This is a genomic window from Stenotrophomonas chelatiphaga (assembly GCF_001431535.1).
Lineage (GTDB): Bacteria > Pseudomonadota > Gammaproteobacteria > Xanthomonadales > Xanthomonadaceae > Stenotrophomonas > Stenotrophomonas chelatiphaga.
Genome location: NZ_LDJK01000002.1, coordinates 69,754 through 93,659, shown reverse-complemented (window position 1 = coordinate 93,659; position 23,906 = coordinate 69,754). Strand labels below are relative to the sequence as shown.

The 23,906-nt window shown below is 69.6% G+C and carries 22 protein-coding genes; 5 read left to right on the top strand and 17 right to left on the bottom strand.

Translation table 11 applies throughout. The features are described 5' to 3' along the window. Positions 1-18 precede the first annotated feature (18 nt). The gene (locus tag ABB28_RS00585; RefSeq protein ID WP_057506759.1) at positions 19-795 is read right to left on the bottom strand and encodes an SGNH/GDSL hydrolase family protein; all 777 of its coding nucleotides are present in this window, start codon (positions 793-795) and stop codon (positions 19-21) included. 126 nt (positions 796-921) lie between these two features. On the opposite strand from ABB28_RS00585, the gene ABB28_RS00580 reads away from it, so the two are divergent. From ABB28_RS00580 to ABB28_RS00565, 4 genes are all read left to right on the top strand, one after another. After that, complete coding sequence (locus ABB28_RS00580; RefSeq protein ID WP_057506758.1) at positions 922-1,317, top strand: BlaI/MecI/CopY family transcriptional regulator; 396 nt, start codon at positions 922-924, stop codon at positions 1,315-1,317. Beyond that, positions 1,314-2,879 (top strand): M56 family metallopeptidase, encoded by a 1,566-nt coding sequence (locus ABB28_RS00575; protein ID WP_057506757.1) that lies wholly within the window; start codon positions 1,314-1,316, stop codon positions 2,877-2,879. The genes ABB28_RS00580 and ABB28_RS00575 overlap by 4 nt, the downstream gene beginning before the upstream one ends. Before the next feature lie 193 nt (positions 2,880-3,072). Beyond that, positions 3,073-4,590 (top strand): serine hydrolase domain-containing protein, encoded by a 1,518-nt coding sequence (locus tag ABB28_RS00570; RefSeq protein WP_057506756.1) that lies wholly within the window; start codon positions 3,073-3,075, stop codon positions 4,588-4,590. Positions 4,591-4,680: 90 nt separating this feature from the next. Further along, positions 4,681-6,843, top strand: a complete 2,163-nt coding sequence (locus ABB28_RS00565) for a translocation/assembly module TamB domain-containing protein (protein WP_425479496.1) — start codon at positions 4,681-4,683, stop codon at positions 6,841-6,843. An 18-nt stretch (positions 6,844-6,861) separates the two neighbouring features. Here the strand turns inward: ABB28_RS00565 and hisIE are convergent, their stop codons facing one another. The 10 genes from hisIE to hisS form a co-directional block, all read right to left on the bottom strand. Further along, positions 6,862-7,482, bottom strand: coding sequence for a bifunctional phosphoribosyl-AMP cyclohydrolase/phosphoribosyl-ATP diphosphatase HisIE (gene hisIE / locus ABB28_RS00560; RefSeq protein ID WP_057506754.1), 621 nt, complete (start codon positions 7,480-7,482; stop codon positions 6,862-6,864). Continuing rightward, positions 7,472-8,248, bottom strand: a complete 777-nt coding sequence (hisF, locus tag ABB28_RS00555) for an imidazole glycerol phosphate synthase subunit HisF (RefSeq protein WP_057506753.1) — start codon at positions 8,246-8,248, stop codon at positions 7,472-7,474. The genes hisIE and hisF overlap by 11 nt, the downstream gene beginning before the upstream one ends. Continuing rightward, positions 8,242-8,976: a 1-(5-phosphoribosyl)-5-[(5-phosphoribosylamino)methylideneamino]imidazole-4-carboxamide isomerase gene (hisA, locus tag ABB28_RS00550; RefSeq protein WP_057506752.1), complete on the bottom strand. Its 735-nt coding sequence runs from the start codon at positions 8,974-8,976 to the stop codon at positions 8,242-8,244. Before hisA ends, hisF begins: the two co-directional genes overlap by 7 nt. Further along, positions 8,973-9,578 carry an imidazole glycerol phosphate synthase subunit HisH gene (gene hisH / locus ABB28_RS00545; protein WP_057506751.1) on the bottom strand — a complete coding sequence of 202 codons (606 nt, stop codon included), beginning with the start codon at positions 9,576-9,578 and terminating at the stop codon, positions 8,973-8,975. Before hisH ends, hisA begins: the two co-directional genes overlap by 4 nt. After that, positions 9,575-10,648: a bifunctional histidinol-phosphatase/imidazoleglycerol-phosphate dehydratase HisB gene (gene hisB / locus ABB28_RS00540; RefSeq protein WP_057506750.1), complete on the bottom strand. Its 1,074-nt coding sequence runs from the start codon at positions 10,646-10,648 to the stop codon at positions 9,575-9,577. The genes hisH and hisB overlap by 4 nt, the downstream gene beginning before the upstream one ends. Next, positions 10,645-11,739: a histidinol-phosphate transaminase gene (hisC, locus tag ABB28_RS00535; protein ID WP_057506749.1), complete on the bottom strand. Its 1,095-nt coding sequence runs from the start codon at positions 11,737-11,739 to the stop codon at positions 10,645-10,647. Before hisC ends, hisB begins: the two co-directional genes overlap by 4 nt. Then, positions 11,736-13,031 carry a histidinol dehydrogenase gene (hisD, locus tag ABB28_RS00530; RefSeq protein WP_057506748.1) on the bottom strand — a complete coding sequence of 432 codons (1,296 nt, stop codon included), beginning with the start codon at positions 13,029-13,031 and terminating at the stop codon, positions 11,736-11,738. Before hisD ends, hisC begins: the two co-directional genes overlap by 4 nt. Next, a complete protein-coding gene (gene hisG / locus ABB28_RS00525) occupies positions 13,028-13,939 on the bottom strand; it encodes an ATP phosphoribosyltransferase (protein ID WP_057506747.1) in 912 nt (303 codons plus the stop codon). Before hisG ends, hisD begins: the two co-directional genes overlap by 4 nt. Before the next feature lie 57 nt (positions 13,940-13,996). Then, entirely contained in the window at positions 13,997-14,305 is a 309-nt protein-coding gene (locus ABB28_RS00520) for a YerC/YecD family TrpR-related protein (protein ID WP_057506746.1), read from the bottom strand. A gap of 372 nt (positions 14,306-14,677) precedes the next feature. Further along, on the bottom strand, positions 14,678-16,075 hold the full coding sequence (gene hisS / locus ABB28_RS00515; RefSeq protein WP_057506745.1) for a histidine--tRNA ligase: 1,398 nt from the start codon (positions 16,073-16,075) through the stop codon (positions 14,678-14,680). A gap of 142 nt (positions 16,076-16,217) precedes the next feature. On the opposite strand from hisS, the gene ABB28_RS00510 reads away from it, so the two are divergent. Continuing rightward, positions 16,218-16,958 (top strand): Crp/Fnr family transcriptional regulator, encoded by a 741-nt coding sequence (locus ABB28_RS00510; RefSeq protein ID WP_057506744.1) that lies wholly within the window; start codon positions 16,218-16,220, stop codon positions 16,956-16,958. Positions 16,959-17,034: 76 nt separating this feature from the next. Here ABB28_RS00510 and thrC read toward each other — a convergent pair whose 3' ends face one another. The 6 genes from thrC to ABB28_RS00485 all read right to left on the bottom strand — a co-directional run bounded on the left by thrC (position 17,035) and on the right by ABB28_RS00485 (position 23,863). Then, complete coding sequence (gene thrC, locus ABB28_RS00505) at positions 17,035-18,348, bottom strand: threonine synthase (RefSeq protein ID WP_057506743.1); 1,314 nt, start codon at positions 18,346-18,348, stop codon at positions 17,035-17,037. Between the two features lie 26 nt (positions 18,349-18,374). Continuing rightward, positions 18,375-19,289, bottom strand: a complete 915-nt coding sequence (locus ABB28_RS00500; protein ID WP_057506742.1) for a homoserine kinase — start codon at positions 19,287-19,289, stop codon at positions 18,375-18,377. Further along, positions 19,286-21,799, bottom strand: coding sequence for a bifunctional aspartate kinase/homoserine dehydrogenase I (gene thrA, locus ABB28_RS00495; protein ID WP_083491847.1), 2,514 nt, complete (start codon positions 21,797-21,799; stop codon positions 19,286-19,288). Before thrA ends, ABB28_RS00500 begins: the two co-directional genes overlap by 4 nt. An 85-nt stretch (positions 21,800-21,884) precedes the next feature. Then, positions 21,885-22,082, bottom strand: a complete 198-nt coding sequence (locus ABB28_RS18150) for a hypothetical protein (RefSeq protein WP_152983334.1) — start codon at positions 22,080-22,082, stop codon at positions 21,885-21,887. 68 nt (positions 22,083-22,150) lie between these two features. Next, positions 22,151-23,098 carry a DMT family transporter gene (locus ABB28_RS00490; protein WP_057506740.1) on the bottom strand — a complete coding sequence of 316 codons (948 nt, stop codon included), beginning with the start codon at positions 23,096-23,098 and terminating at the stop codon, positions 22,151-22,153. A gap of 66 nt (positions 23,099-23,164) precedes the next feature. Then, positions 23,165-23,863, bottom strand: coding sequence for an AraC family transcriptional regulator (locus ABB28_RS00485; RefSeq protein WP_057506739.1), 699 nt, complete (start codon positions 23,861-23,863; stop codon positions 23,165-23,167). Positions 23,864-23,906 lie beyond the last annotated feature (43 nt).

Genomic DNA, 23,906 nt, shown 5'->3' with positions numbered 1-23,906 from the left:
TCCCTTTGATGGATTGGATCAGCGGCCCAGTGCCGCCGCCACCGCGGCTTCGGCCAAGGGGGCCATCTTTGCATAGCCCGCCGGCGTGGGATGCACGCCATCATCGGCCAGCGCCTTGTCCAGTCCGCCGTCCGCATTGCCCAGCGCTGCGTGGTAATCCAGGTACACCAGCCGCTGCTGGTCCGCGTAGCGCTTCAATGCGTTATTCAACGCGCGCACGCTGGCGGCCGGCTGCAGGCCGGGACGCCACGGGTAGGCACTGACCGGCAGCACCGAAGACAGGACCACCTTGATGCCGTGCGCCTGCGCCAGTTCAACCATCGAATGCAGGTTGTCTTCGATCATTGCCTGGCTGGCCGGGCCGGTGTTGCCGGCGATGTCGTTGGTGCCGGCCAGGATCACCACCAGCGCAGGACGCAGCGCGATGACGTCCTGGCGGAAGCGCAGCAGCATCTGCGCGGTGGTCTGGCCAGAGATACCGCGGTTGAGGTAGCCCTTGCCCGCGAAGAAGGTCTCACTGCCGGTACGGCCCCAGCCTTCGGTGATGGAATCGCCGTAGAACACCACCCGCGCTTCACCCTCGCGTGGCGGCGGCAACGCGGCGTTCTGCTCGCGGTAGTACGCCAGCTGCGGCCAGTCGGACAGGCGCTGCTGCAGCGCGCGCACCTGCTGCGGTTGCAGCGATTCCGGCGCGGCGGTGAACAGCGGATCGGTCGCCGCAGGTTGCGCATGGACCGTACCCAACTGCGTTGCTGCGGCCAGGAGGATGGAGACGCGACGGAACAGCTTGCTCATCAGGCATCACGGAAAACGGCGGTGCAGCGAAGGTAGCACCCATCCCATTACTAATTACATAGTTGACACGCCGCGGCGCGGCGGAGCACGATGCACCCATCAACTAATTCGATAGTAGAAGCGCCCATGGCCCGTCCTGTTTCGTCCACGCTGACCGATTCCGAACGCCGCATCCTGGAGGTGTTGTGGAAGAAGAAGGAGGCCTCGGTGCGCGAGGTCGCCGATGAGCTGTCGCGCAGCAAGCCAGTGGCGTATACGACGGTACTGACAATGTTCAAGGTGCTGGACAAGAAGGGCCTGGTGCATCACCGCACCGAAGGACGCGCTTTCATCTACAGCGCAGCCATCAGCCGCGGTGAAGCCCGCCGCCAGGCACTGGAAAATCTCCTGCGCAGCTTCTTCAATGATTCGCCCAGCGTGCTGGCGCAGCACCTGATCGAAGAGCACGACATGGATGCCGATGAACTGGCCGCGCTGCAGAAGCGCGTCGACGATGCCCCCACTGCAAGGAAAGCGAAATGAGCCTGGAATGGGTCCCAACCCTGCTGATGATCGGTGCGCAGCACCTGTGGCAGAGCGCCCTGCTGATGGGCGTGGTGGCGCTGCTGCTGCGCCGCAGCCGGCTGAGTGCGGAAACCCGCTCGTGGGTGTTGCTGGCCGCGTTCGTGCTGGCCGCCGCATCGCCGTTGCTGGTACTGCTGCCGGGTGCGCCGGCGGCGAGTGAAACGCAGGGGATTGCGGTCGCCACCCTACCTGCGTCGGCCACGACGGCGGCGGTGTCGCCCGTGGCAACCGATGCCGCAGCGCCTGCCTCCCGGCTGCCTGCGATCAGCGCGATGCTGCTGCCGCTGCTGGCACTGGCCTGGTTGACCGGCACCCTCGTCCACCTGCTGCGCCTGGCGCGGGCATGGCAGCAGGCGCGCCGCCTGCATCGCACCGCCACGCTGTCGCCGGCGCTGGAATCGGCGCTGCGCTGGAGCTTGCCCCCCGGTGCGCGCATTGCCCTGTCGACCACTGCGCCCGGCCCGATGGTGGTGGGTCTATGGACCCCGCGCATCCTGATCCCGCCGCACCTGGTGGACGCACTGTCCGCATCCGCACTGCGCGACATGCTGTTGCATGAAGCCGCGCATATCCACCGCCGCGACCTGTGGGTGGCAGCCGCGCAGCACGCGGTGCTGGCGCTGTACTGGTGGAATCCGCTGACGAAGCGGCTGGGAATCGAGCTGGAACGGGCACGCGAGATGGCCTGTGATGCACGCGCGGCGCGTCAGTCCGGCGGCGGCCAGCAGTACGCTTCGTCGCTGTTGAAGGCGGTGGCCGGCCTGATGCCACGTTCGGCGGCACAGGGGCCGCTGGCGGTAGGCATGTCCGGCCAGCGCGGCGGCCTGGCCGAGCGCGTTGACGGCCTGCTGGCCATTGATACGCAGCGCGTTGCCCCGGCCCGGCGCATGGCCTGGACCACACTGTGCGTAGCCGGGCTGCTGGCGTGCGCCGGCCTCAGCGTTGCCGCCACGCCGCGGCTCGGTGCGCCGCTGGCCTCCACGCCGCGCGATGCAGGCGGACGCACCACCGCTGTGTACACCTCCGCGCAGGTAGAGCGGCTGATCGCCGCCGCAGCGTCGGGTGACAGCGCCGAAGTACAGCGCCTGGTCACCGCCGGCGTGCCGGTCGATGCACGCCAGCGCGGCGACGGCACCGCGCTGATCGCAGCGTCACGCAATGGCCAGCTGGCGATGGTCGATCAGTTGCTTGCGCTGGGCGCGCGCGCCGACCTGCCCTCCGCTGGCGATGGCAATCCGCTGATCGTCGCCGCCGGCCGTGGTCACTTGCCGGTGGTGCAGCGACTGCTGGCTGCCGGTGCCGACGTCAACCGGATCGTACCCGGTGACGAAACACCGCTGATCAATGCCGCGCGCTCTGGCGACCTGGCCACGCTCGCCTATCTGGTCGAACACGGCGCGGACGTGAACCTTGGCGTGGTCGCTGACCTGGGCCAGTGGCGTTCGCCATTGAACCAGGCGCGCAGCGCTGACATCCGCAGCTACCTGCAACAACGCGGGGCCGTCGCCGAGCGGCGCTGAATCCCGCACGGGCCTGCTCCTGGCAGGCCCGTCATCCCTGCGCGGGCCTGCGCATGGCAGGCCTGTCATCCCCGCGCGCGCCTGTGCATGGCAGGCCTGTCATCCCCCGCGCCCCGCTTGAACGTGCCCTGCCGGCGCGTGCGTTGCCCTGCCTGACGTTCCCCCTCCCACACCGGATCACCCGAGGCCCCGCATGGATTTCCTGACCGCTTCATCCCTGCGCCCTGCGCTGGCCATCGGCCTGCTGCTGGCTCTGCCCGTGCTGGCACTGGCCGGCGAAGACGCCGCCATCCGCAGCACGCTGCAGAACGGCCTGCGCCCGGCCCTGTTGCCGGAAGCCGCGCCGCTGCCGCACTGGTCGCTGCAGCAGCGCATGGCCCACCACCACGTGCCGGGCGTAGCAATCGCCGTGCTGCGCGATGGCAAGGTGGTACACAGCGCCGGCTACGGCACGCGCCAGGCCGGCGCCACGCTGCCGGTGGACGGCGACACGCTGTTTTCGGTCGGTTCGGTCAGCAAGGTGGTGACCGCCGCGACCACCCTGCGGCTGGTGGCCGATGGCCGGCTGGCGCTTGACCGCGACGTCAACCCGCTGCTGGCCGGCTGGAAAATCCCTGCCACGCCCGAGGTTCCCGCCCCGCACGTCACCCTGCGCATGCTGATGTCGCATACCTCCGGACTGGGCGTGCACGGGTTTGCCGACTACCTGCCCGACGAGCCCCTGCCCACCCTGCTGCAGACGCTGGACGGCGTGGCGCCGGCGAAGAACCGACCGGTGCGCCTGCTGCATGCGCCGGGTGAGCGCGGCAATTACTCCGGTGGCGGCGTGATGGTGGAGCAGCTGGTGCTGGAGCAGGCCAGCGGAAAGCCGCTGGAGGCGCTCGCACGTACCGAGGTATTCGCCCCGCTGCACATGCAGCGCAGCACCTATGCCACGCCTGCCGCCGGCACGCCCAACATCGCCAAGGCCCACGATGGCGAAGGCGCCGCCACGGCGCTGCCGCGCGGCTGGCAGAGCTTCCCGGAACAGGCGGCTTCGGGGTTGTGGACCAGCGCCAATGACCTGTCCGCCTTCGTTGCCGCGCTGCTGGACAGCTACCACGGGCGTGGCGCGTTCCTGCCACGCGCCATCGCCACCGACATGATGACCGAGGTCTCGCCGAGCTGGCATGGCTTGGGGCCGCGGCTGGACGGCGCGGGCAGCACGCGCATCTTCCACCACGGCGGTTCCAACGACAGCTACCGCGCGTGGATCGAGGGCTATCTGGAAACCGGCGACGGGCTGGTGATCCTGACCAATGGCGAGAACGGTGCGGCACTGGCCGCCGAGATCCGCAACGCGCTGTCCGATGCGATCGGCGGCGGGGTCAACCCGCTGCAGCGCACGCTGGCGCTGGACCTGGGCGCACCTGGCTATGCTGATTACACCGGCATCTTCGCCCAGGACAGCAGCGTGCCGATGGACCAGCGCCGCGCTCTGGCCGACTTCTTCGATGTACCGGCGCTGCAGGTCAGGATCGTCGACGGCGTGCTGCGGGTGGGCGTGGCCGGCCAGCCGCGCGATGGCGCGATGCTGGCGCTGGCCACGAACCGTTTCGTGTCGCCGGATATCGACGGGCTGCAGATCGAGTTCCACCGCGATGCGTTCGGCAAGGTCAACGCCTTCAGCGTTGAACACGGCCCGGCACGGGCGTATTACCGCCGCCGCTGAGGGCTGCGACCGCCCCGCCTTCACGCCATGGCGCGCCGCCACTGCCGATAGTGGCGGCATTCTTTCCAACTGCGCCCCGCCATGTCCCTGATTCCCAAGCGCCTGCAGCGTTTGCAGCGCTGGCCGCGCCCGGTGCGCATCCTGCTGGCGGTAGTGCTGGCGCTGTACCTGCTGTACCTGGTCGCCGGCAACGTGTTCCTCAACACGCCGTTGTTCGACATGGTGACCAACCGCAAGCCGGAGAAATTCCAGCTGCGCAATGGGCCGGCGCTGACCCTGGTGCCGGGCCATGCGGTGCTGTGGAACGTGCATGTGCGCGGGCAGGCCAACCGCACCGTGTATATCTTCAGTGCCGAACGGGCCAGTGCGTTCATTTCGTTGCCGGCACTGCTGCGCCGCGAGATCCACATCCCGCGCGTGGATGCAGCCGGCGTACGCGCGGTGATCACCCGCGTGGACAAGGTGATCCCGCCGCCGCCACGCGGCGACCGTGGCTGGACGGTGCGCATGGATGCGATCCACAGCGACAGCATCCGCAGCGGGCAGTTCGGCAAGCTGCTGATCTCCGGCAAGGCCAGCGCCACGGTGGGCTTCCTGAAGCAGATGAAGGGCGGCCCGTCCGAACTGTTCGATTCCAACGCCACCTTCGACGATGCGCGGATCAGCTGGGATGGTACGACCCTGCTGGACCAGGCCCATATCCAGGCGCGGGCCAGCTTCCCGCGCCACTACCGCGACGATGCGCCGGGCCTGCGCAAGCTTGGCATCCTGACCGCCGAGCTGGCCATCGACGGCCGCAGCCAGGCCGTGCGCATCGACACCGCCGGGGCCCATGCCACGGTCGGCACGGTGCCCTCCACCGCCCGCCTGCAGGGCCAGCTGGCGATGGACCATGGCACGCTGCGGCCTGGCGGGCACGTGGTGTGGCGCCTGCCGGTGCATGCCGGTGAGCACGCCAAGGATCGCGGCCTGCTGGCGCTGCAGCTGGACGTGGCCGATGACATCCGACTGCAGGCGCGGCTGCCGCGCGACGAAGCCAGCGGCAGTGAACTGGATGCCGACCTGCACATCGCCGGGCGCGAGATCCCGTTCCACGCGATGTCCGAGCTGCTGCCGCGCACGTCCGGGCAGTTGAAGGCGGCGTGGACGTTTGATTCGCTGAACTGGATATCCGACCTGATCGTGCGCAAACCGTGGTTCCGGCTGGATGGCGGCGGGCTGCTGCGGGCCGACGTGACGCTGGCCGATGGCCGGCTGGCACCGGGCAGCACCGCGGAGATTCCCAACGTGGCTGCCATCGCCGAAGTAGCCGGGGTACGGATGCAGGGCGATGCCCGTGCGCAGGGTCGGATCGTCGAAGGCCGCACGCCGCAGGTGCAGGTGCAGGTAGACGTGGACCAGTTCCGCGCCGCACCGTCCGATGCGCCTTCGCAGGTGCTGTTCGACGGGCGTGCGCTGGCGCTGGAACTCAGCGGCGACGCCCGCCTGCAGGAACTGAAGGAAGGCGTGCGGGCGCGGCTGCGTTTCAACAACGCGCAGGTGCCTGACCTGACCCGCTACAACCGCTACCTGGGCAACGAACAGGTGAAGCTGCTGGGCGGCACCGGGCTGATCAGCGGGGACGTGGAACTGGATGCCACCGGCCGGATCGGCACCGGCCGGGCCGACCTGAGCGGCCAGAATGCGCGCATGCAGGTGGCGGGCGTGGCGATGCGCGGCAACGCACTGCTGAAGGCCCGCGTACGGCGCGCCGATTTCAGCCAGAAGCAATTCGACCTGGGCGGCACTACGGTGCGCCTGCAGGAAGTGCGCATTGCTGATTCAAAGGACGCCGGCTGGTGGGGCGAGGTCGCGGTTCGCAGCGGGCACCTGGCCGCCGCGCCGCCGCTGAGCGCCGATGCGGTGGCCGACATCACCCTGCGTGACGCAGGCCCGTTGCTGGATGCCTTCGGTGAGCGCAGCAGCTACCCGCGCTGGGTGCTGGGGCTGGTCGACTCCGGGCAGGTGCAGGCCAGCGGACAACTGCGGCTGCGGCATGGCCAGCTGGTGGTGGATGACCTGCAGGCAGAGAACGAACGACTGTCGCTGCGCGGCCGGCTTGACCTGGGCAAGGCCGGCCGGCGCGGCGACATGTACCTGCGCTGGGGCGTGCTGGGTGCGGGCGTGGAGCTCAATGGCGAGCAGCGCAAGTGGCACCTGGCCGGTGCGCGCGAGTGGTACGAACAGCGCCCGCGCTACCTGCCTGCGAAGTGACCCGCCGCGCCGTATGACTCAGCGGTGGCGCGATTCCAGCAGCGTGCGCACGTCCTGCAGGCCCAGGCCGCGCGCGCGCAGCAGCACCAGCAGGTGGAAGACCAGGTCCGAGGCTTCGCCGAGCAGCTCGTCATCGCCCTGCACCACCGCTGCCAGCGCGGTCTCCACGCCTTCCTCGCCGACCTTCTGGGCGATACGACGGATGCCACCGTCGAACAGCGAAGTGGTGTAGCTGCCGGCCGGCCGCTGCGCCTCGCGCGTGGCCACCAGCTGGTCGAGCTGGCCGATGAAATCCTTCGGCGCCTGCGGGAAGCAGCTGTCCGCCCCGGTGTGGCAGGTGGGGCCGGCCGGGCGTGCCCGCACCAGCAGCGTATCGGCATCGCAGTCCACCGCGATCGACTGCACCGCCAGCACGTTGCCGGACTGCTCGCCCTTGGTCCACAGGCGCTGCTTGCTACGGCTGAAGAAGGTCATGTGGCCGGTCTGCAGCGTGACCTGCAGCGACTCCGCACTCACATAGCCCAGCATCAGCACCTGCAGGCTGTCGGCATCCTGCAGCACGGCCGGCAGCAGGCCATCGCCCTTGCTCCAGTCCAGGCGTTCCAGCGCCGGCAGTCCCGGCAGTACTTCAATAGACATCCCGCACCTCGATCTGTTGCTCGCGCAGATAGCGCTTCAATTCTGGAATGGCGATGGCCCCGCTGTGGAACACGCTGGCCGCCAGTGCGCCATCGACATCGGCCTGGTCGAACACCTGGGCGAAGTGTTCGCGGCTGCCGGCGCCGCCGGAGGCAATCAACGGCACGTGGCAGGCCGCGCGCGCATGCCGCAGCTGCTCCACGTCGTAACCGCGGCGCACGCCGTCGCTGTCCATGCAGTTCAGCACGATCTCGCCGGCGCCGCGCTGCTGCACCTCGCGCACCCAGTCCAGCGTGCGCACGGCCACGGCCTGGGTCTTGGAGGGATCACCGGTGAAGCGGCGCACACGCCACTGCCCGTCGGCTTCGCGTACCGAATCGATACCCACCACCACGCACTGCACGCCGAAGGCATCGGCCAGTTCGGTGATCAGTTCCGGGCGACCCAGCGCGGGCGAGTTGATCGAGATCTTGTCGGCACCGGCGTGCAGCACGCGGCGTGCGGTTTCCACGTCACTGATGCCACCGGCCACGCAGAACGGGATGTCGATCAAGCGCGCGATGCGCTCGATCCATTCCACGTCCACGCTGCGGCCATCCGGGCTGGCGCCGATGTCATAGAACACCAGCTCATCGGCCCCCTGGTCGCGGTAGCGCAGCGCCAGTTCGGCGATATCGCCCATGTCCACGTGGTCGCGGAAGCGCACGCCCTTGACCACGCGGCCATCGCGCACGTCCAGGCAGGGAATGATGCGGCGGCTCAACATGCCAGTGCCTCGGCCAGGTCCATCCGCTGCTCCAGCAGCGCCTTGCCAAGCACCGCGCCGCTGCAGCCGGCAGCGCGCGAAGCGGCCACGTCGGCCACGTCGCGGATGCCGCCGGAGGCCTGGATCGCCACGCCCGGCAGCAGTGCGGCCAGGTGCCGGTACAGATCCAGGTTGGGGCCGGCCAGCATGCCGTCGCGGGCGATGTCGGTGCACAACAGGTGGCGCATGCCGGCCGCAGCGTAGCGCTGGGCCAGGACGTCCAGCGTGACGCCGGCATTTTCGGTCCAGCCGTGGATCGGCAGCTGCCACTGGCCGTCCTGGTCCTGGCGGGCGTCCAGTGCGATGGTGATGCGCTCCGGCCCGAATTCGGCCAGCCAGCCGATCACCGCATCCGGTTCGCGCACGGCCAGCGACCCGACCACCACCCGGCTGGCACCGGCCTGCAGGATGCGTTGGACATCCTCGCGACCGCGCACGCCACCACCGGTCTGCACGTGCAGTCCCGCCTGCTGGCGGATCTGCGCCAGCAGCGGCGCCAGCGTGTAACCGCCGGCACGGGCGGCATCCAGGTCGACCAGGTGCATCCACTGTGCGCCCTGGCGGGCAAACGCCTGCGCGCGCGGCAGCGGATCATCGCCGTAGCGGGTTTCCTGGGCGTAGTCGCCCTGGCGCAGGCGCACCACGCGGCCTTCGCGGATATCAAGGGCGGGATAGACGATGAAACTCATTCGGCGGTGTCCTGCAGGAAGTTGCGCAACAGCAAGGCGCCGGTGTCACCGGAGCGTTCGGGGTGGTACTGCGCACCAAAATAGCGGCCATGTTCGACCACCGCGCTGAACAGCCCGCCATGGTCGCAGGCGGCCACGGTGTGCGCGTTCAACGGAGCAGCATAGCTGTGCACGAAATAAGCGCTGGCGCGTTCGGGGATGTCGCGCAGCAGCGGCGAGCCGCGGAGCGGCAGCAGACGGTTCCAGCCCATGTGCGGCACGCGGATGCCGGTGGCCGGTACCAGCTTGCGCACCGTGCCGGGAATCAGTCCCAGCGTCGCCACGCCACCGCCTTCTTCGGAACGTTCAAACAGCAACTGCATCCCCAGGCAGATGCCGAGCAGCGGCACCTCCAGCTGGCGCAGCGGCTCGAACAGGCCCTGCGCATGCAGGCGCTGCATGGCCGGTACCGCCGCGCCGACGCCGGGCAGGATCACCCGCCGCGCGTCGCGCAGTCCGTCGGCATCGCGCACCAGCCTGACCTGCGCGCCCAGCCGCTCCAAGGCGTAGCGCACCGAACCGAGGTTGGCACCGCCGGCATCGATCAAGGCGACTTCGGTCACAGCGCCCCCTTGGTGCTGGGCAGCTCGGTGCCCTGCCGGGCCACGGCGGTGCGCAGCGCGCGCGCCAGCGCCTTGAAGCAGGCTTCCACCTTGTGGTGGTCGTTGTCGCCGCGCACCTGCAGGTTGAGGTTCAACCCGGCGGCTTCGCACAGCGAGCGGAAGAAATGCGGCACCAGTTCGGTGGGCAGGTCGCCGACGCGCTCGCGCTTGAACTCGCCATCGAACACGAAGTACGGCCGTCCGCTGAAATCCAGCGCCGCGCTGGCCAGGGTCTCGTCCATCGGCAGGGTGAAGCCGTAGCGGCCGATGCCGCGCTTGTCACCCAGCGCTTCACGCAGCGCCTGGCCCAGCGCCAGCCCGGTGTCTTCGATGGTGTGGTGCTCGTCGATGTGCAGGTCGCCTTCGGCCTGGATGCGCACCGAGATGCCGCCGTGCTTGCCGATCTGTTCCAGCATGTGGTCGAAGAACGGCAGGCCGGTGTGGATCCGTGGCTCGGCCTGCGCGTCCAGGTCCAGTTCGACGCGGATGCGGGTTTCCTTGGTGTTGCGCTGTACCACTGCGGTGCGCGGCGCATCGGCCAGCGCGTGGGCGATGGCCGGCCAGTCCCAGTCGCCGCCGAACTCTTCGGTGCGCAGCTGGAAGCCGCGGATGTTGAGGTTCTGCGCGAACTGGATGTCGGTCAGGCGGTCGCCCACCATCGCCGAACGCGCCCAGTCGATGCTGCGGTCCTGCAGATAGGCGGTCATCAGCCCGATGCCGGGCTTGCGCGTGGGCAGGTTCTCGTGCGGCCAGCTGGTGTCGATCAGCACGTCACGGAAGGTAATCCCCTGGCTTTCGAACACGTGCATCATCAGCGCATGCGGCGCATCGAAGATCGCCTGCGGGTAGCTCTCGCTACCCAGGCCATCCTGGTTGCTGACGATGACGAACTGCCAACCCGCGTCGCGCAGCTTGATCAATGCCGGAATGACATCACGCACGAAGCGCAGCTTTTCGTAGGCGTCGATCTGGTGATCGGCGGGCTCTTCGATCAGGGTGCCGTCGCGGTCGATGAACAGGATGGGGGTCATGCAGCGGCCCTCCAGGCCGAGAGCGCGGCAAGCACGCGTTGGTTTTCATCGGTGCTGCCGATGCTGATGCGCAGCGCATCACCGAGTTGCGGCGCGGCGCGCTGGTCACGCACCACCACGCCGGCGGCCAGCAGCGCATCGAACGCGCCCTGCGCGTCGTCGAAACGCACGAGCAGATAATTGCCCGCCGAGGGGTACACCTGGCGCACGCCGTCCACGCCTGCCAGCGCGTCGGACAGTCGCGCGCGCTCGCGCACCACGTCATCGATGCGGGCGCGGGTGGCGGCCAGCGCGGCCGGCTGCAGCGCCGCCACGGCCAGTTCGGCACACGGCTGCGGCACCGGATACGGCGCCTGGCAGCGGCGCAGCGCGGCGATGATTTCCGGTGCAGCGATCAGGCTGCCCACGCGCGCGGCGGCCAGCGCATGCGCCTTGGACAACGTACGCAGCACGGCAAGGTTCGGGTAGTGCGCCAGCAGCGCGGTGGCCGATGGCTGGCCGCTGTATTCGATGTAGGCCTCGTCCACCACCACCACGGCCTGGCCCTGCAGCGCCTGCGCGGTGCGGGCGATGTCGGCGGCGCTGATCTCGCTGCCGGCCGGGTTGGACGGCGAACACAGGAACACCAGGCGAGCGCCCTGCCCGCGTGCGGTAGCGATCACCGCATCGAGGTCGACCTGCAGACCGGCAGGGCTGTCCACCAGCGGGACCTCCAGCAGCGGCGCACCCTGCAGCCGCGCGCACACCGCGTACATGCCGAACACCGGCGGCGTCGCCAGTACCGCATCCACGCCGGGGCGGCAGAACGCGCGCACCAGCAGGTCGATTGCTTCATCGCTGCCGCGCCCGACCAGCAGCTGTTGCGGGCTGACGCCGTACAACCCGGCCAAGGCCTGCAGCAACGCCGGCGGCTGCGGGTCCGGGTAGCGCCGGCTGCTGCCGCTGGCATCGGCCGGATTGGCCCATGCCGACTCGTTGGCGTTCAGCCACACATCGCCCTGCAGCGCCGTGCTGCGCGCCGAACTGTAGCCGGCAAAGGACTGCAGGTCCGGTCGCAGCAGCGCCAGCACGTCCTGCACGCTCGCGCTCATGCCACCGCCTCCATGCGCAGCGCGACCGCACGTTCGTGCGCATCCAAACCTTCGGCGCTGGCCAGGATGCGCGCGCAACCGCCGATGGCGACGATGCCCTCGGCGCTGGCGCTCTGCACGCTGATGGTGTTCTGGAAGCTGGCCACGCTGACCCCGCTCCACGCCCGCGCCGCACCGGCGGTGGGCAGTACGTGGTTGGTGCCGCTGCAGTAGTCACCGAGCGCTTCGGGGGTGTAATCGCCAAGGAACACCGAACCGGCCGCCTGCACCTGGCCCAGCCAGGCACGCGGTTCGCGCAGCGCCAGGATCAGGTGTTCCGGTGCGTAGCGGTTGCTGATTTCAAAGGCGTCCTGAAGGCGATCCACGAGGATCAGCCGGGACGCGCCCAGTGCCCGGCGTGCGATGGTTTCGCGCGGCAGCAGCGCCACCTGGCGCTCGACTTCGGCTTCCACCGCCTCCAGCAGCGCGGCATCGTCGGTCAGCAGCAGCACCTGCGAATCCGGGCCGTGCTCGGCCTGGGACAGCAGATCGGCGGCGACGAAGGCCGCATTTGCGCCGGCGTCGGCAATCACCAGCACCTCGGACGGGCCGGCCGGCATGTCGATGGCCACGCTTCCGTCCTGCGCCACTTGCTGCTTGGCTTCGGTCACGAAGGAGTTGCCCGGGCCGAACAGCTTGTCGCAGGCCGGTACGCTGGCGGTGCCATGGGCCATCGCGGCAATGGCCTGCGCGCCGCCCAGCTTGAACACGCGCTGCACGCCGGTCAGGCGCGCGGCGACCAGCACGGCGGGGTCGGCGCTGCCATCGGCGCGCGGCGGCGTGCACAGCACCACCTGCGGGCAGCCCGCCAGCGCCGCCGGCACACCCAGCATCAGAGCGGTCGACGGCAGCGGTGCGCTGCCCGCCGGCACGTACAGGCCCACGCGGCCGATCGGCCGGATCATCCGCTCGCAGTGCACGCCCGGCGCGGTTTCCACTGCGTAGCCCTGGCTCATGCCCGCTTCGTGGAATCGCCGGATGCGCGCGGCGGCTTCTTCCATCGCCGCGCGCAGGTCAACGGCGACGGCCTGTTCGGCCGCCTCGAATTCGGCAGCGGTGACTTCGATGTCGTCCAGTTGCACGCGATCAAAACGCGCGGTGATCTCGCGCAGGGCTGCATCGCCGTCGGCACGTACCTGCGCGATCAGCGCGGCCACGGCGTGGCGGGTCTGTGCGGCGACCGCCTGCACGGGGCGCTGCAAGGCTTCGGCGCGGTCCAGTTCATTGAGTTCCGACCAGTTAAGACGATTCATGCCAGCGACCGCTCCACGCTCAGTACCATCAGGCCCTGGGCGCCTGCGCGCTCCAGTTCTTCCATCCGCTGCCAGCTCAGTGGCCCCGGACACATCGTCTGCAGGCGCGGGGCGCCGTCGTCAGCAGGCAAACGCACCAGCGGTTCGGCGTCGGCCAGCAGCTTCTCCAGCGCGGCCACGTTGGCCGGCTCGGCGCGGAACATCAGCAGCTTGCGGTCCTGCACCTGCACCACGCCATCCAGGCGGCGCAGCAGCATCGCCAGCAGCGCACCGCGCGCATCGTCCGGGGCGATCACCGCACCGGCCAGCACGGCCTCGCTGTCGAGCAGGGTTTCCACCGGCTTGAGCTGGTTGGCGCGCAGCGTGCCGCCGCTGGAGACCAGGTCGCAGATGAGGTCGGCGGTGCCCAGGCGCGGGGCGATTTCCACCGAACCGGACAGTTCCACCACCTGCGCCTGGATGTCGCGTGCGTCCAGCCAGTCTTTCAGGATCGCCGGATAGCTGGTGGCGATGCGGGTGCCGGCCAGCTGCTGCGGCCCCTGCCAGTCCCACTCTTCGGGCACCGCCAGCATCAGCCGGCACGCGCCGAAGCCGAGCCCACGCAGTGCCTGGAAGGCCGGCTTCAGGCCGCGCTGCACGCGGGCGGCGCCCTGCTCGTCCAGTTCGTTGCGGCCAACGATGCCGAGGTCGCAGACGCCATCGGCGATCAAGCCGGGGATGTCATCGTCACGCACCAGCAGCAGGTCCACTGGCAGCGATTCGCCATAGCAGAACAGCTTGTCGCGGCTCTCGCGCCAGCTCAGCCCGCAGGCACTGAGCAGGTTGCGGGCCGGCTCGGCCAGGCGGCCGTTTTTCTGGATGGCGATACGCAGCCGGTCACGTGCCGGGGCTGCTTGCGATGCACTCATGGGGAAGGTCTCTTGGAATACGGGGTGGGAGCGGCGGGGGCGCTCCGGAAAGGGGGATCAGCGCGTGGCGAGGCGGGCAATGGCGGCGGCGTAGCCGCGATGGCCATGCTCCAGCGAACGCGCCACGCGCCCGGTGGTGGTCACGCTGACCCCCGTGCGCTCGTGGATCTCGCGATACGGCACGCCCTGCTGCAGCAGCGGGACCACCTTCCAGCGATCGGCAATGGCTTCCAGTTCGGCCGGGGTGCACAGGTCGCGCAGGAAGGCGGCCACTTCGGCCGGCTCGCGCAGGGCGGCAAAGGCCTCAGCCAGCGAGACAAGGTCGGCCTGGGTGTCTTTCTGATCGGGGGCGGGACGGGCTTTCATCGTGTCAGAGCAGGTATCAATGTAATAGCGCGCTAGTACATTAACGCAAACACGGCCTGACAGTCAAACCGGCGGGTGCCGGTGTGGCTGGATCTACGGTTGGGGTTCAGGTCAATCTTCTGCTTGCGGGCACTGGGGCGGCAAGCGTCCGGTGGAAGCGGTCTACCGGGCTTGGGCCGGGCGCGTCCTGTGGCGTGACAGCGGTACGCCGATCCATGATCGGCGTCATGCGTCAGGGCACGCGATGAAAAGCCGCCGACCCTGGGTCGGCGAAGATCGGTAGCGCCGATCCGTGATCGGCGTGATGCGTCAGGGCACGCGATGAAAAGCCGCCGACCATGGGTCGGCGCTACCGGCGGCTTGCGTGGCGTTTCACGCCATCGCGCGGGCCTGCTCCAGTTCCACCTGCAGGGTGCTGGCCAGCTCCTCGCGGGAGACTTCGAACTGCTGTTCGCGCAGCAGGTCCTTGACCGCCACCACGCCGCGCGCCAGTTCATCCTCGCCCGCCAGCACCACGAACCGGATGCCGGCCTTGGCGGCGTACTGGAACTGCTTGCCGATCTTCTTCGCTTCCATCTGCACTTCGGTGTTGATCCCGCCCACGCGCAGGCGGCGGGCGATATCCAGCGAATGCGGCATGCCCTGCTCATCCATCAGTGCCACCAGCGCATGCACGCTGCTGGCCTCGATGCCCTCGATCAGGCCGGCTTCGCGCAGCTGCCAGAACAGCCGCGTCAGCCCGATGGAGATGCCCACGCCGGGCAGCTTGGACTTGCTGTAGTGGCTGGCGAGGTCTTCGTAGCGGCCGCCCGAGCAGATCGAACCGATCTGCGGGTGGTCGGTCAGCAGGGTCTCGTAGACCGTGCCGGTGTAGTAATCCAGGCCACGGGCGATGGAGAAGTTCAGGCAGTACGCCTGCTCCGGCACGCCCAGCGCCTTGACCAGCTGCAGCACCTCGCGCAGCTCGGCCACGCCGGTGCGCAGGGTCTCGCTGGCGGCCGCATCGGCTTCCAGCAGGGCAAGCTGCGCCAGCGCATCGTCATGGCCCTGCGAACGCACGGCGACGAAGGCCAGGATGCGCTCGACCTGCGCGGCCGGGATGTTGAAATCGGCGCCGACCAGGGTGTCGCGGACATAGTCCGCACCGCGCTTGTCCAGCTTGTCCACCTCACGCAGCACGGCCAGCTGGCGCTCGCCTTCGGCCACGCCGAGCGTTTCAAAGAACCCGCGCAGCAGCTTGCGGTTGTTCAGCTGCACGGCGAAGGCACCGATGCGCAGTTCCGAGAACACCGCATGGATCACCGCCAGCACTTCGGCGTCGTAGCGGATGCTCAGCGCATCCTTGCCGATCACATCGATATCGCACTGGTAGAACTCGCGGAAGCGGCCGCGCTGGGCGCGCTCGCCACGGTAGACGCGCTGCATCTGGTAGCGGCGGAACGGGAAGGTCAGCTCGTGCTCGTGTTCGGCCACGTAGCGCGCCAGCGGCACGGTCAGGTCGAAGCGCAGCGCCAGTTCCGGCAGCGAGGTATCACCGGCCTGGGCGGCATTGGCCAGCGCGCCGGTGGACTGCACGAAATACACCTGGCGCTCGGTTTCGCCGCCGGATTTGGTCAGCAGCACGTCGGACAGCTCGAACACCGGGGTTTCCACCGGCAGGAACCCGAACCGCTCGTAGTTGCGGCGGATGACGTCCAGCATGCGCTGGAACGCAATCTGCTCGCGCGGCAGCAGTTCCATGATGCCGGGCGGGGTACGGGGCTTGATCACGTGGGGCTCCTGCGAAAAACGGGGGGAAGGGCAAGGACGGTTATTGTAGCGGCTGCACCGGCCGGCGCGCCTGCGCCAGGGCCAAGCGACCACATGCCGTATCATGGGCACTTCCCCCTGCTGCACGCGTCGCCCCCACGCCATGTCGCGTCCTGATCCCGCCCCCGCCGACACGCTGCGTACCGCCCCCGGCTGTACGACGCAGGACTGCCTGCACTGTTCGGTGCGCCACCTGGCGGTGTGTTCCGCGTTGTCGCCCGAAGAAGTACAGGCGCTGGAAGCGGTCACCGTGTCCCAGCAGGTGGCGATGGGCGCCACGCTGGCCCGCGCCGGTGAACCGCGCCAGCATGTCTATACCTTGACCCAGGGCGCCCTGCGGCTGGTGCGCACGCTGTCCGATGGCCGCCGCCAGATCAACGGCTTCGTGCTGCCGGGCGATTACCTGGGGCTGAGCAGCAGCGACCATCATCGCCACGATGTGGAAGCCATCGCCGACAGCCGCGTCTGCCGGGTCTCGCTGGCGCATATGCGCGACCTGCGCAGCCGCTACCCGCACCTGGAACGCAAACTGCTGCAGCGCGCCTGCCAGGCGCTGGACGAGGCGCAGGATGCCGCGCTGTCACTGGCCCGCCTGCAACCCACCGAGAAGGTCGCCGATTTCCTGCTGCGGCTGGCCGCGCGCGAAGCGCGGCTGGGCGGTGATCCGCTGCGGGTCACCCTGCCGATGGGCCGCGGCGACATCGCCGACCATCTCGGACTGACCATGGAAACGGTCAGCCGTACCTTCACCCGCCTGCGCCAGCAGGCGTTGATCGCCCTGCCCCACCTGAACGTGGTGGAGCTGCTGGACGAGCCGGCGCTGCAGACGTTGGCCACCGGGTAAGGCGCTGCGCGCGGCGCGACGGCTGGCGTCAGCCGGACACAGCCCGCGCTGCGCGCTCGCCGACCATGGGTCGGCGCTACCGGCGTTCCGGGCTCGGCAAGCCGGCCTGCAGCACCGCACGGAGCGCCGCATAGTCGGCCGCCAGCGGCTCGGCGTGTGCGGGCCTGCGCAGCAGTGCATCCAGCGCCAGCGGCACCGCCACCGTTTCACCGATCAGCGGTTCCACCACCGATTCGAACTTGGCCGGGTGGGCGGTGGCCACCACCGCCCAGTCACCCTTGCTTCCCTTGGCGCGCAGCGCGTTGAGCACGGTGACCGCGGTGGCGGTGTGCGGGCAGAACACGTCGCCGCTGCCGGCATGCGCACTGGCGATGGTCGCGCGGATCGCCACGTCATCCACCGCCTCTGCGGTGAAGGCCTGGCGCAACGCCGCATCATCGCCATTGAACAGCCAGCGCAGCCGCTCGAAGTTGCTCGGCGCGCCGACGTCCATGGCGTTGGCGGTGGTGGCCACGCTGTGTGCGGGCTGGTAGTCAGCACCGGCGAAGTAGCGCGGCAGCACATCGTTGGCATTGGTGGCCAGGGCGATGCGCCCGATCGGCAGGCCTATGGCCCGGGCCAGGATCGCGGCCATCGCATTGCCGAGGTTGCCGGTGGGGACCACCAGGTTCAACGCCGCCCTGCCCCCCTGCTCGTGCTGGAGCGCGGCATGGGCGTAGTAACTCATCTGCGGCAGCAGCCGGCCCAGGCTGATGCTGTTGGCCGAACTGAGCGGCACCGCGGCCTGCAGCGCGGCATCGCCGAGCGCCTGCTTGACCAGTGCCTGGCAGTCATCGAACGAACCGGCGACGCGGAATGCCTGGATGTTGTCGCCGAAGCAGCCCAGCTGGTGCGCCTGCCGCGGCGACACCCGGCCATCGGGATACAGCACCACCACGCGCAGGCCCGGCTGGCGATGGAAGGCCGCCGCGACGGCGGCACCGGTATCGCCGGAGGTGGCCACCACGATCGCCAGCGGCGTCGACGCGCCGCTGCGCAGCCGCGCCAGGGTGGCGGCGAGGAAGCGCGCGCCGACATCCTTGAACGCGGCCGTGGGCCCGTGGAAAAGTTCCAGCACGTGGTCGCCGCGGCGCGGCAAGGCACGCAGTGGCACCGGGAAATCGAAGGCTTCGGCGCAGATCGCCGGCAGCGCATCCGCCAGCGGGTCGCCGTCGAAGAACGGTGCCAGCACCTGCGCGGCGGTCTGCGCCAGGCTTGGCGTTGCGACCCATTGGCGCGGCGCGGGCAGTTGTTCCGGCACGTACAGGCCGCCATCGGGCGCCAGCCCGGCGGCGATCGCCGCACTGAGCGAAACGGCAGGAGACTGGCCGCGGGTAGAGACAAAGCGCATCGCACGTTCCTGTAGGGGGGAGAGAGTCACAACAGCACCGCCGCCGGCGCCGCCAGCGAAGACACCCAGGCCTGGCTGTCGAAGCCGGAGGCAGCGAACGCCGCCTGCACCGGCGCAGCAGCGGCCTGGGCACTGGCCTGGTCTTCGAACCAGGCGAACACACTGGGGCCGGCGCCGGAGATGCTGGCCCCCATCGCCCCGGCCGCCAGCGCGGCAGCGCGCGCGGCGTCGAAGCCGATGATCAACGGCGCGCGGCGCGGTTCGACCAGCACGTCACGCAGGCCGGCACGCACCAGCGTCGCATCGCCCTGGTGGCAGCCGGCCAGTACCAGCGCCAGGTTGGCGCTCTGCGCCACGAAATCGCCCAGCGCGTAGCTGCCCTGCAGCGCGGCGCGGGCGCGGCGCGTTTCCAGCACCGCATCCGGATGCACCAGCAGGCTGTGCCAGCGCGCCGGCACCGGGATCGGCACCAGCCGGTCGGCGGTGCTCAGCACCAGCCCACCCAGCAGCATCGGGCCGAGGTTGTCGCCATGGCGACCACCGCTGGCCACCAGTTCGCCTTCCAGCGCGAAGCGATACAGCGCGTGGCGGTCCAGCGCGCTGTCCAGCAGCGCATTGGCAGCCACCAGCGCGGCCACGCACGAGGCCGCCGATCCGCCCATGCCCGATCCCAGCGGGATGCCCTTGTCGATCTCCACCGCGAAGCCGAACGGCAGGTCCAACGCCTGCCGCAGCGCCAGCAGGGAGGCACCGGCGGTGTTCAACGCAGCCTCCCGTGGCAGCGGCACGTCCGCCCCGCGGATGGCCTCGATGCGCACCTCGCGCTCGGCGATGCGGCGCACGGTCACCGTGTCACCGACACCGGCGATGGCATGGCCGAGGATGTCGAAGCCCACCCCCACGTTGCCTACCGATGCCGGTGCGAAGGCACGTGCGATCACAGGCGCGCTCCTTCACCGGCCGCCACCCGCAGCAGATCGGCGAACACGCCGGCCGCGGTGACTTCCGGACCGGCGCCGGGGCCCTGCACCACCAGCGGGTTGTCGCAGTAGCGCCGGGTGCGGAACTGCACCACGTTGTCGGTCAGTTTGAGGTTGGCGAAGGCATGGTCCAGCGGTATCTCCACCAGCCCGACCGATGCGCCCTGCGCGGACAGCGCAGCGACATAGCGCAGCACGGCGCCGCGTGCGCGGGCCTGCTGCAGGCGCTGCAGCAGCGCGTCATCGTTGTCGCCCAGGCGCTGCATGAAAGCATCCACGCTGCCCGCACGCAGCGCCTCGGGCACCAGGCTTTCGACCTGCACCTGTTCCAGGCTCAGGTCGCGGCCGGCTTCGCGCGCCAGGATCACCAGCTTGCGTGCCACGTCGATGCCGGACAGGTCATCGCGCGGGTCCGGTTCGGTATAGCCCATGCCACGCGCCTGCTCCACCAGCGCGGAGAACGGCTGGCTGCCATCGAAGCGGTTGAACAGCCAGGCCAGCGTGCCGGAGAAGATGCCTTCGATGGACAGCACCTCATCGCCGGTATCGACCAGGTCGCGCAGCGTGGTGATCACCGGCAGGCCCGCGCCCACGGTGGCCTCGTAACGGAAGCGCGCCCCGCTGGCGGCAGCCGCAGCGCGGATCGACTGGTAGCGTGCCAGCGGACCGGAGCCGGCCTGTTTGTTCGGGGTGACCACGTGGATGCCGGCTGCCAGCCAGCCTTCGTAACGCCCGGCTACCTCGGCGCTGCCGCTGCAGTCGATGACCACCGCATGCGGCAGGTGCGCCGACAGCAGGTGCGCGGTGAACGCGTCCAGGTCGCTGGCCGACGCTGCGTCGGCCAAGGCGGCCCGCCAGGGCCCCTGCAGCGCGCGCGGGGCCAGGTGCATGCCGCGCCGTGACGCCACCGCGCGCAGGCGCAGGTCGATGTTGGCCTTGCCCAGCAGCTGCGGCTGCGCGGCCTGCAGCTGGTCCAGCAGTGCCGCGCCGACGTTGCCTGGCCCGATCACCCCGACCGCGAAGGTCTGCGGTGACAGCCAGAAACCGGCATGCGCCGCGCGCAGCGCGCGGGTGGCATCGCCACTGTCCACGGCCACCGAGATGTTGCGTTCCGACGAACCCTGCGCGATGGCCAGGATGTTGACCTGCGCCCTGCCCAGCGATTCGAACAGGCGCGCGGCCACGCCGGGCTGGCCGGCCATGCCATCCCCCACCGCCGCCAGCACGCTGACCCCGCCACGCAGCTGCACCCGCTGGACCTGGCCGACCGCCAGCTCATGGGCGAACGCCTGCAGCAACGCGTCGCGGCCGCGTTCGGATTCATTGCCGCGGACCACGCAGCAGATCGAGTGTTCGGAAGACCCCTGCGAGATCATCACCACCGACACCTGCGCCTGGCGCAGCGCGGAAAACACCCGCTCCGCCGTGCCCGGCACGCCGATCAGGCCGGTGCCTTCCAGGTTCAGCACGGCCAGTTCCGCACTCAGGGTCAGTCCCTTGATCGGCCCGCGCACCGAGCGCTCGGCGGTGATGCGGGTGCCGGGGTGTTCGGGCTGGAACGTATTGCGGATCAGGATCGGCAGGCCGCGCTGGATCGCCGGGGACATGGTCTGCGGATGCACCACCTTGGCCCCGAAGTAGGCCAGTTCGCAGGCCTCGTCGTAGCTCAACGCTTCAAGCTGCACCGCTTCGGGCACCAGCCGCGGATCAGCCGACAGAACGCCATCGACGTCGGTCCATATCTGCAGCTCATCGGCGTTGAACAGCGCAGCGAAGATCGCCCCGGAGTAATCACTGCCGTTGCGGCCAAGGGTGGTGATGCGGTCCCGGCGGTCGCGGGCGATGAAGCCGGTGACCACGATGCGCTGCTGCACGTTCGCCTGCCGCCACGCGTGCAGGCGCTGTGCGCTGGTTTCCCAGTCCACGTTGACGCCCAGCTCGCCGTGTTCGACCACCAGCACCTCGCGCGCATCCAGCACCGCGCATGGCTCGCCGCTGGCCTGGAAATGCTGGCCCAGCAGGTGTGCCGAACACACTTCACCTAGGCCCTGCACCCGGTCGAGCACCTCCTCGGGCAGGCCACCGATCACCGCCAGTGCGGCCAGCAGTTCGGCGAGCTCATCGAACCGCGCATCGAGCCATTCCACGCTGGCGCCGGCGTGTTCACCGAGCAGCGAAGCAGCCGCGCCGCGATGGCGCGCGCGCAGGTCATGCCAGTCTTCGCGCCACTGCGCATCGCCGGCCGCGGCCAACCGCGCCAGCGCGATCAGCGCATCGGTCACGCCCTTCATGGCAGACACCACGGTGACCTGCAGCGCTTCCGGACGCGCCTGCAGCAGCCGCGCGACATGGCGGTAGCAGTCGGCATCGGCGACGGAGGTGCCGCCGAACTTGTGCACCACCACGTGCGGTTGCACGGCAGAACGTGGCGGAGCGGAATCGGCGGAGGGTGCAGCAGCGGCAATGGACATGGTGACCTCGGTGGGAGGCCCCGCATCGCGCCAGTGGAAGGTTTCCCCGCCACCTGGTTCGGTGCGGGGCCGTGGTTTTCGTGAGTTACGCGAAGACGACGGACCGCACCCTGCGGGTGGTGGTGGTAATGGTGGTAATGGTGGTGGTGCCGGCCATGGAGCCCGCGCGCAGGCCTGCCGCAGAAGCGGCAGGAAGCGAGGCGAAGGTGGCGGCGGCAAGGACCATGCCGCTAGAAAACACCGCCGGGCAAGCCGCTGTCAAGTGTTGCAGTGCAGAAAACACGTGCCTTCATCGGCGGCCAACGCCGGCGAAAATGGTTGCATCAGAGACGATGCAGGCCACGCCTGCGTTCAGCCGGCATGTTCGGCGATCGCCGGCGGCGTACGGTGTGCGTGCGCGCACCACAGCACGCCGGCAACCAGGCAGCCGATCGCAATGGTTTCCAGCAGGGTGGGCCAACGGCGCTGCCAGGCGAACCCATACAACAGCGCGAACAGGGTCTCGAACACGATCATCTGTCCGGTCAGGGTCAGCGGCAGCAGCCGGCTGGCGCGGTTCCAGCAGGCATTGCCAAGCAGCGAGGCGATCACCGCAACGCCGGCGCTGACCATCCAGAACAGTCCCCACTGGGCCGGCGCATGCACGCTGCCATCGAACACGAACGCCGACGGCACCAGCAGCAGCGCCAGGGCACCGGTGACCACGCCGGTGAGCAGCGACCAGTCGTGTGCGGACAGGTCTGGACGACGGGCCAGCCAGCGGCTGTTGCCCACCGAATACGCCGCCCATGAAAGCAGCGCGCCGAAGGCACATACAAGGCCCAGCACGCGCTGCCGCCACGGCGTCTGCACATGTTCGGACACCAGGGCTTCGTACCCCACCAGCGCCACGCCCAGCAGGCACAGCAGCAGCGCCGGCGCCAGTTGGCGCAGCTGCACCGCGCCTTCTTCGCGCACCGCGACCAGGGTCACCACCACCGGAATCAGCCCGACGATCAGCGAAGCAGCCGCGCCGCCCGCCCACTGCACCGCCGTGGCCAGCAGCAGGAAATACACCAGGTTGCCGGCCAGGCTCAGCCACACCAGTCCGCGCCATTCGGCCATGCCGATCCGCGGCGCCAGCCGCTTCCAGCGCGGCGCCAGCAACAACAGCGCCACCAGCCCGTAGATCAGGTAGCGGCCGGCCGACAACTGCAGGGCATCGAATGCCAGCAATACCGCAGGGGCCAGGAACACCACGCCCCACAGCGCACCGGCCATCACGCCGTTGCCGATCCCCACGCCCATCGAACGATTCATCGCACACCCATGCTGCAGACAGGCGCGAAGTCTAGTGCGCCGCGGTGGCGCGCGTCTTGACCCGGGCTACGGTGACTGGCGCCGCCACATCGACGGGGTGAGTCCGGTCTCGCGCCGCAACGCACGGCTCAACGCGCTCTGTTCGGAGTAACCGGCGAGCTGGGCGACAGTGCTGATCGGCACCTGGGTGCTGCGCAGCAGGTGGCGCGCCCAGCGCAGCCGCAGCGCACTCAGCCAGGCCTGCGGCGGCAGCCCCAGCTCGCGCAGGAAGCGGGCATGCAGGTGGCTGCTGCTCAGGCCTGCCAGGCGGGCCATGCGTTCCACCGGCCAGGCTTCGCCGGGGGCTGCCTGGATGCGAGCGCACAAGGCCTGCAGGCGTGCACCGCTGCCATCGGGCGCGAATGCCTGCAGCAGCAGCGGCAGCAGGTGCTCGCCCGAGCTCCCGGCCGGTAGTGCCTGCAACGAGGTACGCAGCGCCTGCGGCAACGACAGCCAGCGCTGCCCGCGCAGGTGTTCCAGAGTGTGGTCGTCGAACCAGGCGGCGTCGCAGTCGATGATCAGGTGCTGGTTGATGCCCTGCCCGACCTGGTCATGGTTCTCGCCGGGCGCCACGAGCACGCCCTGCAGCGCATCCAGCCGCGCACCGTGACCGTCGAGCTCGAACTGCAGCTCACCGTGCAACGGCAACACCCACTGGGCGTAGGCGTGGCGATCGCCGCCCCAGGCGTCGCCGTAACTGCGGACATGGAAGCGCGGCGCGTGCATGGCAGGAGTCTGCCGCCGCAACGGCAGCCGCGCAATGCCGGCC

Coding starts and splice junctions, on each gene's coding strand:
- ABB28_RS00585 (WP_057506759.1), bottom strand. CDS start 795: ATGAGCAAGCTGTTCCGTCGCGTCTCCATCCTCCTGGCCGCAGCAACG.
- ABB28_RS00580 (WP_057506758.1), top strand. CDS start 922: ATGGCCCGTCCTGTTTCGTCCACGCTGACCGATTCCGAACGCCGCATC.
- ABB28_RS00575 (WP_057506757.1), top strand. CDS start 1,314: ATGAGCCTGGAATGGGTCCCAACCCTGCTGATGATCGGTGCGCAGCAC.
- ABB28_RS00570 (WP_057506756.1), top strand. CDS start 3,073: ATGGATTTCCTGACCGCTTCATCCCTGCGCCCTGCGCTGGCCATCGGC.
- hisIE (WP_057506754.1), bottom strand. CDS start 7,482: ATGTCTATTGAAGTACTGCCGGGACTGCCGGCGCTGGAACGCCTGGAC.
- hisF (WP_057506753.1), bottom strand. CDS start 8,248: ATGTTGAGCCGCCGCATCATTCCCTGCCTGGACGTGCGCGATGGCCGC.
- hisA (WP_057506752.1), bottom strand. CDS start 8,976: ATGAGTTTCATCGTCTATCCCGCCCTTGATATCCGCGAAGGCCGCGTG.
- hisB (WP_057506750.1), bottom strand. CDS start 10,648: ATGACCCCCATCCTGTTCATCGACCGCGACGGCACCCTGATCGAAGAG.
- hisC (WP_057506749.1), bottom strand. CDS start 11,739: ATGAGCGCGAGCGTGCAGGACGTGCTGGCGCTGCTGCGACCGGACCTG.
- hisD (WP_057506748.1), bottom strand. CDS start 13,031: ATGAATCGTCTTAACTGGTCGGAACTCAATGAACTGGACCGCGCCGAA.
- hisG (WP_057506747.1), bottom strand. CDS start 13,939: ATGAGTGCATCGCAAGCAGCCCCGGCACGTGACCGGCTGCGTATCGCC.
- ABB28_RS00520 (WP_057506746.1), bottom strand. CDS start 14,305: ATGAAAGCCCGTCCCGCCCCCGATCAGAAAGACACCCAGGCCGACCTT.
- ABB28_RS00510 (WP_057506744.1), top strand. CDS start 16,218: ATGTCGCGTCCTGATCCCGCCCCCGCCGACACGCTGCGTACCGCCCCC.
- thrC (WP_057506743.1), bottom strand. CDS start 18,348: ATGCGCTTTGTCTCTACCCGCGGCCAGTCTCCTGCCGTTTCGCTCAGT.
- thrA (WP_083491847.1), bottom strand. CDS start 21,799: ATGTCCATTGCCGCTGCTGCACCCTCCGCCGATTCCGCTCCGCCACGT.
- ABB28_RS00490 (WP_057506740.1), bottom strand. CDS start 23,098: ATGAATCGTTCGATGGGCGTGGGGATCGGCAACGGCGTGATGGCCGGT.
- ABB28_RS00485 (WP_057506739.1), bottom strand. CDS start 23,863: ATGCACGCGCCGCGCTTCCATGTCCGCAGTTACGGCGACGCCTGGGGC.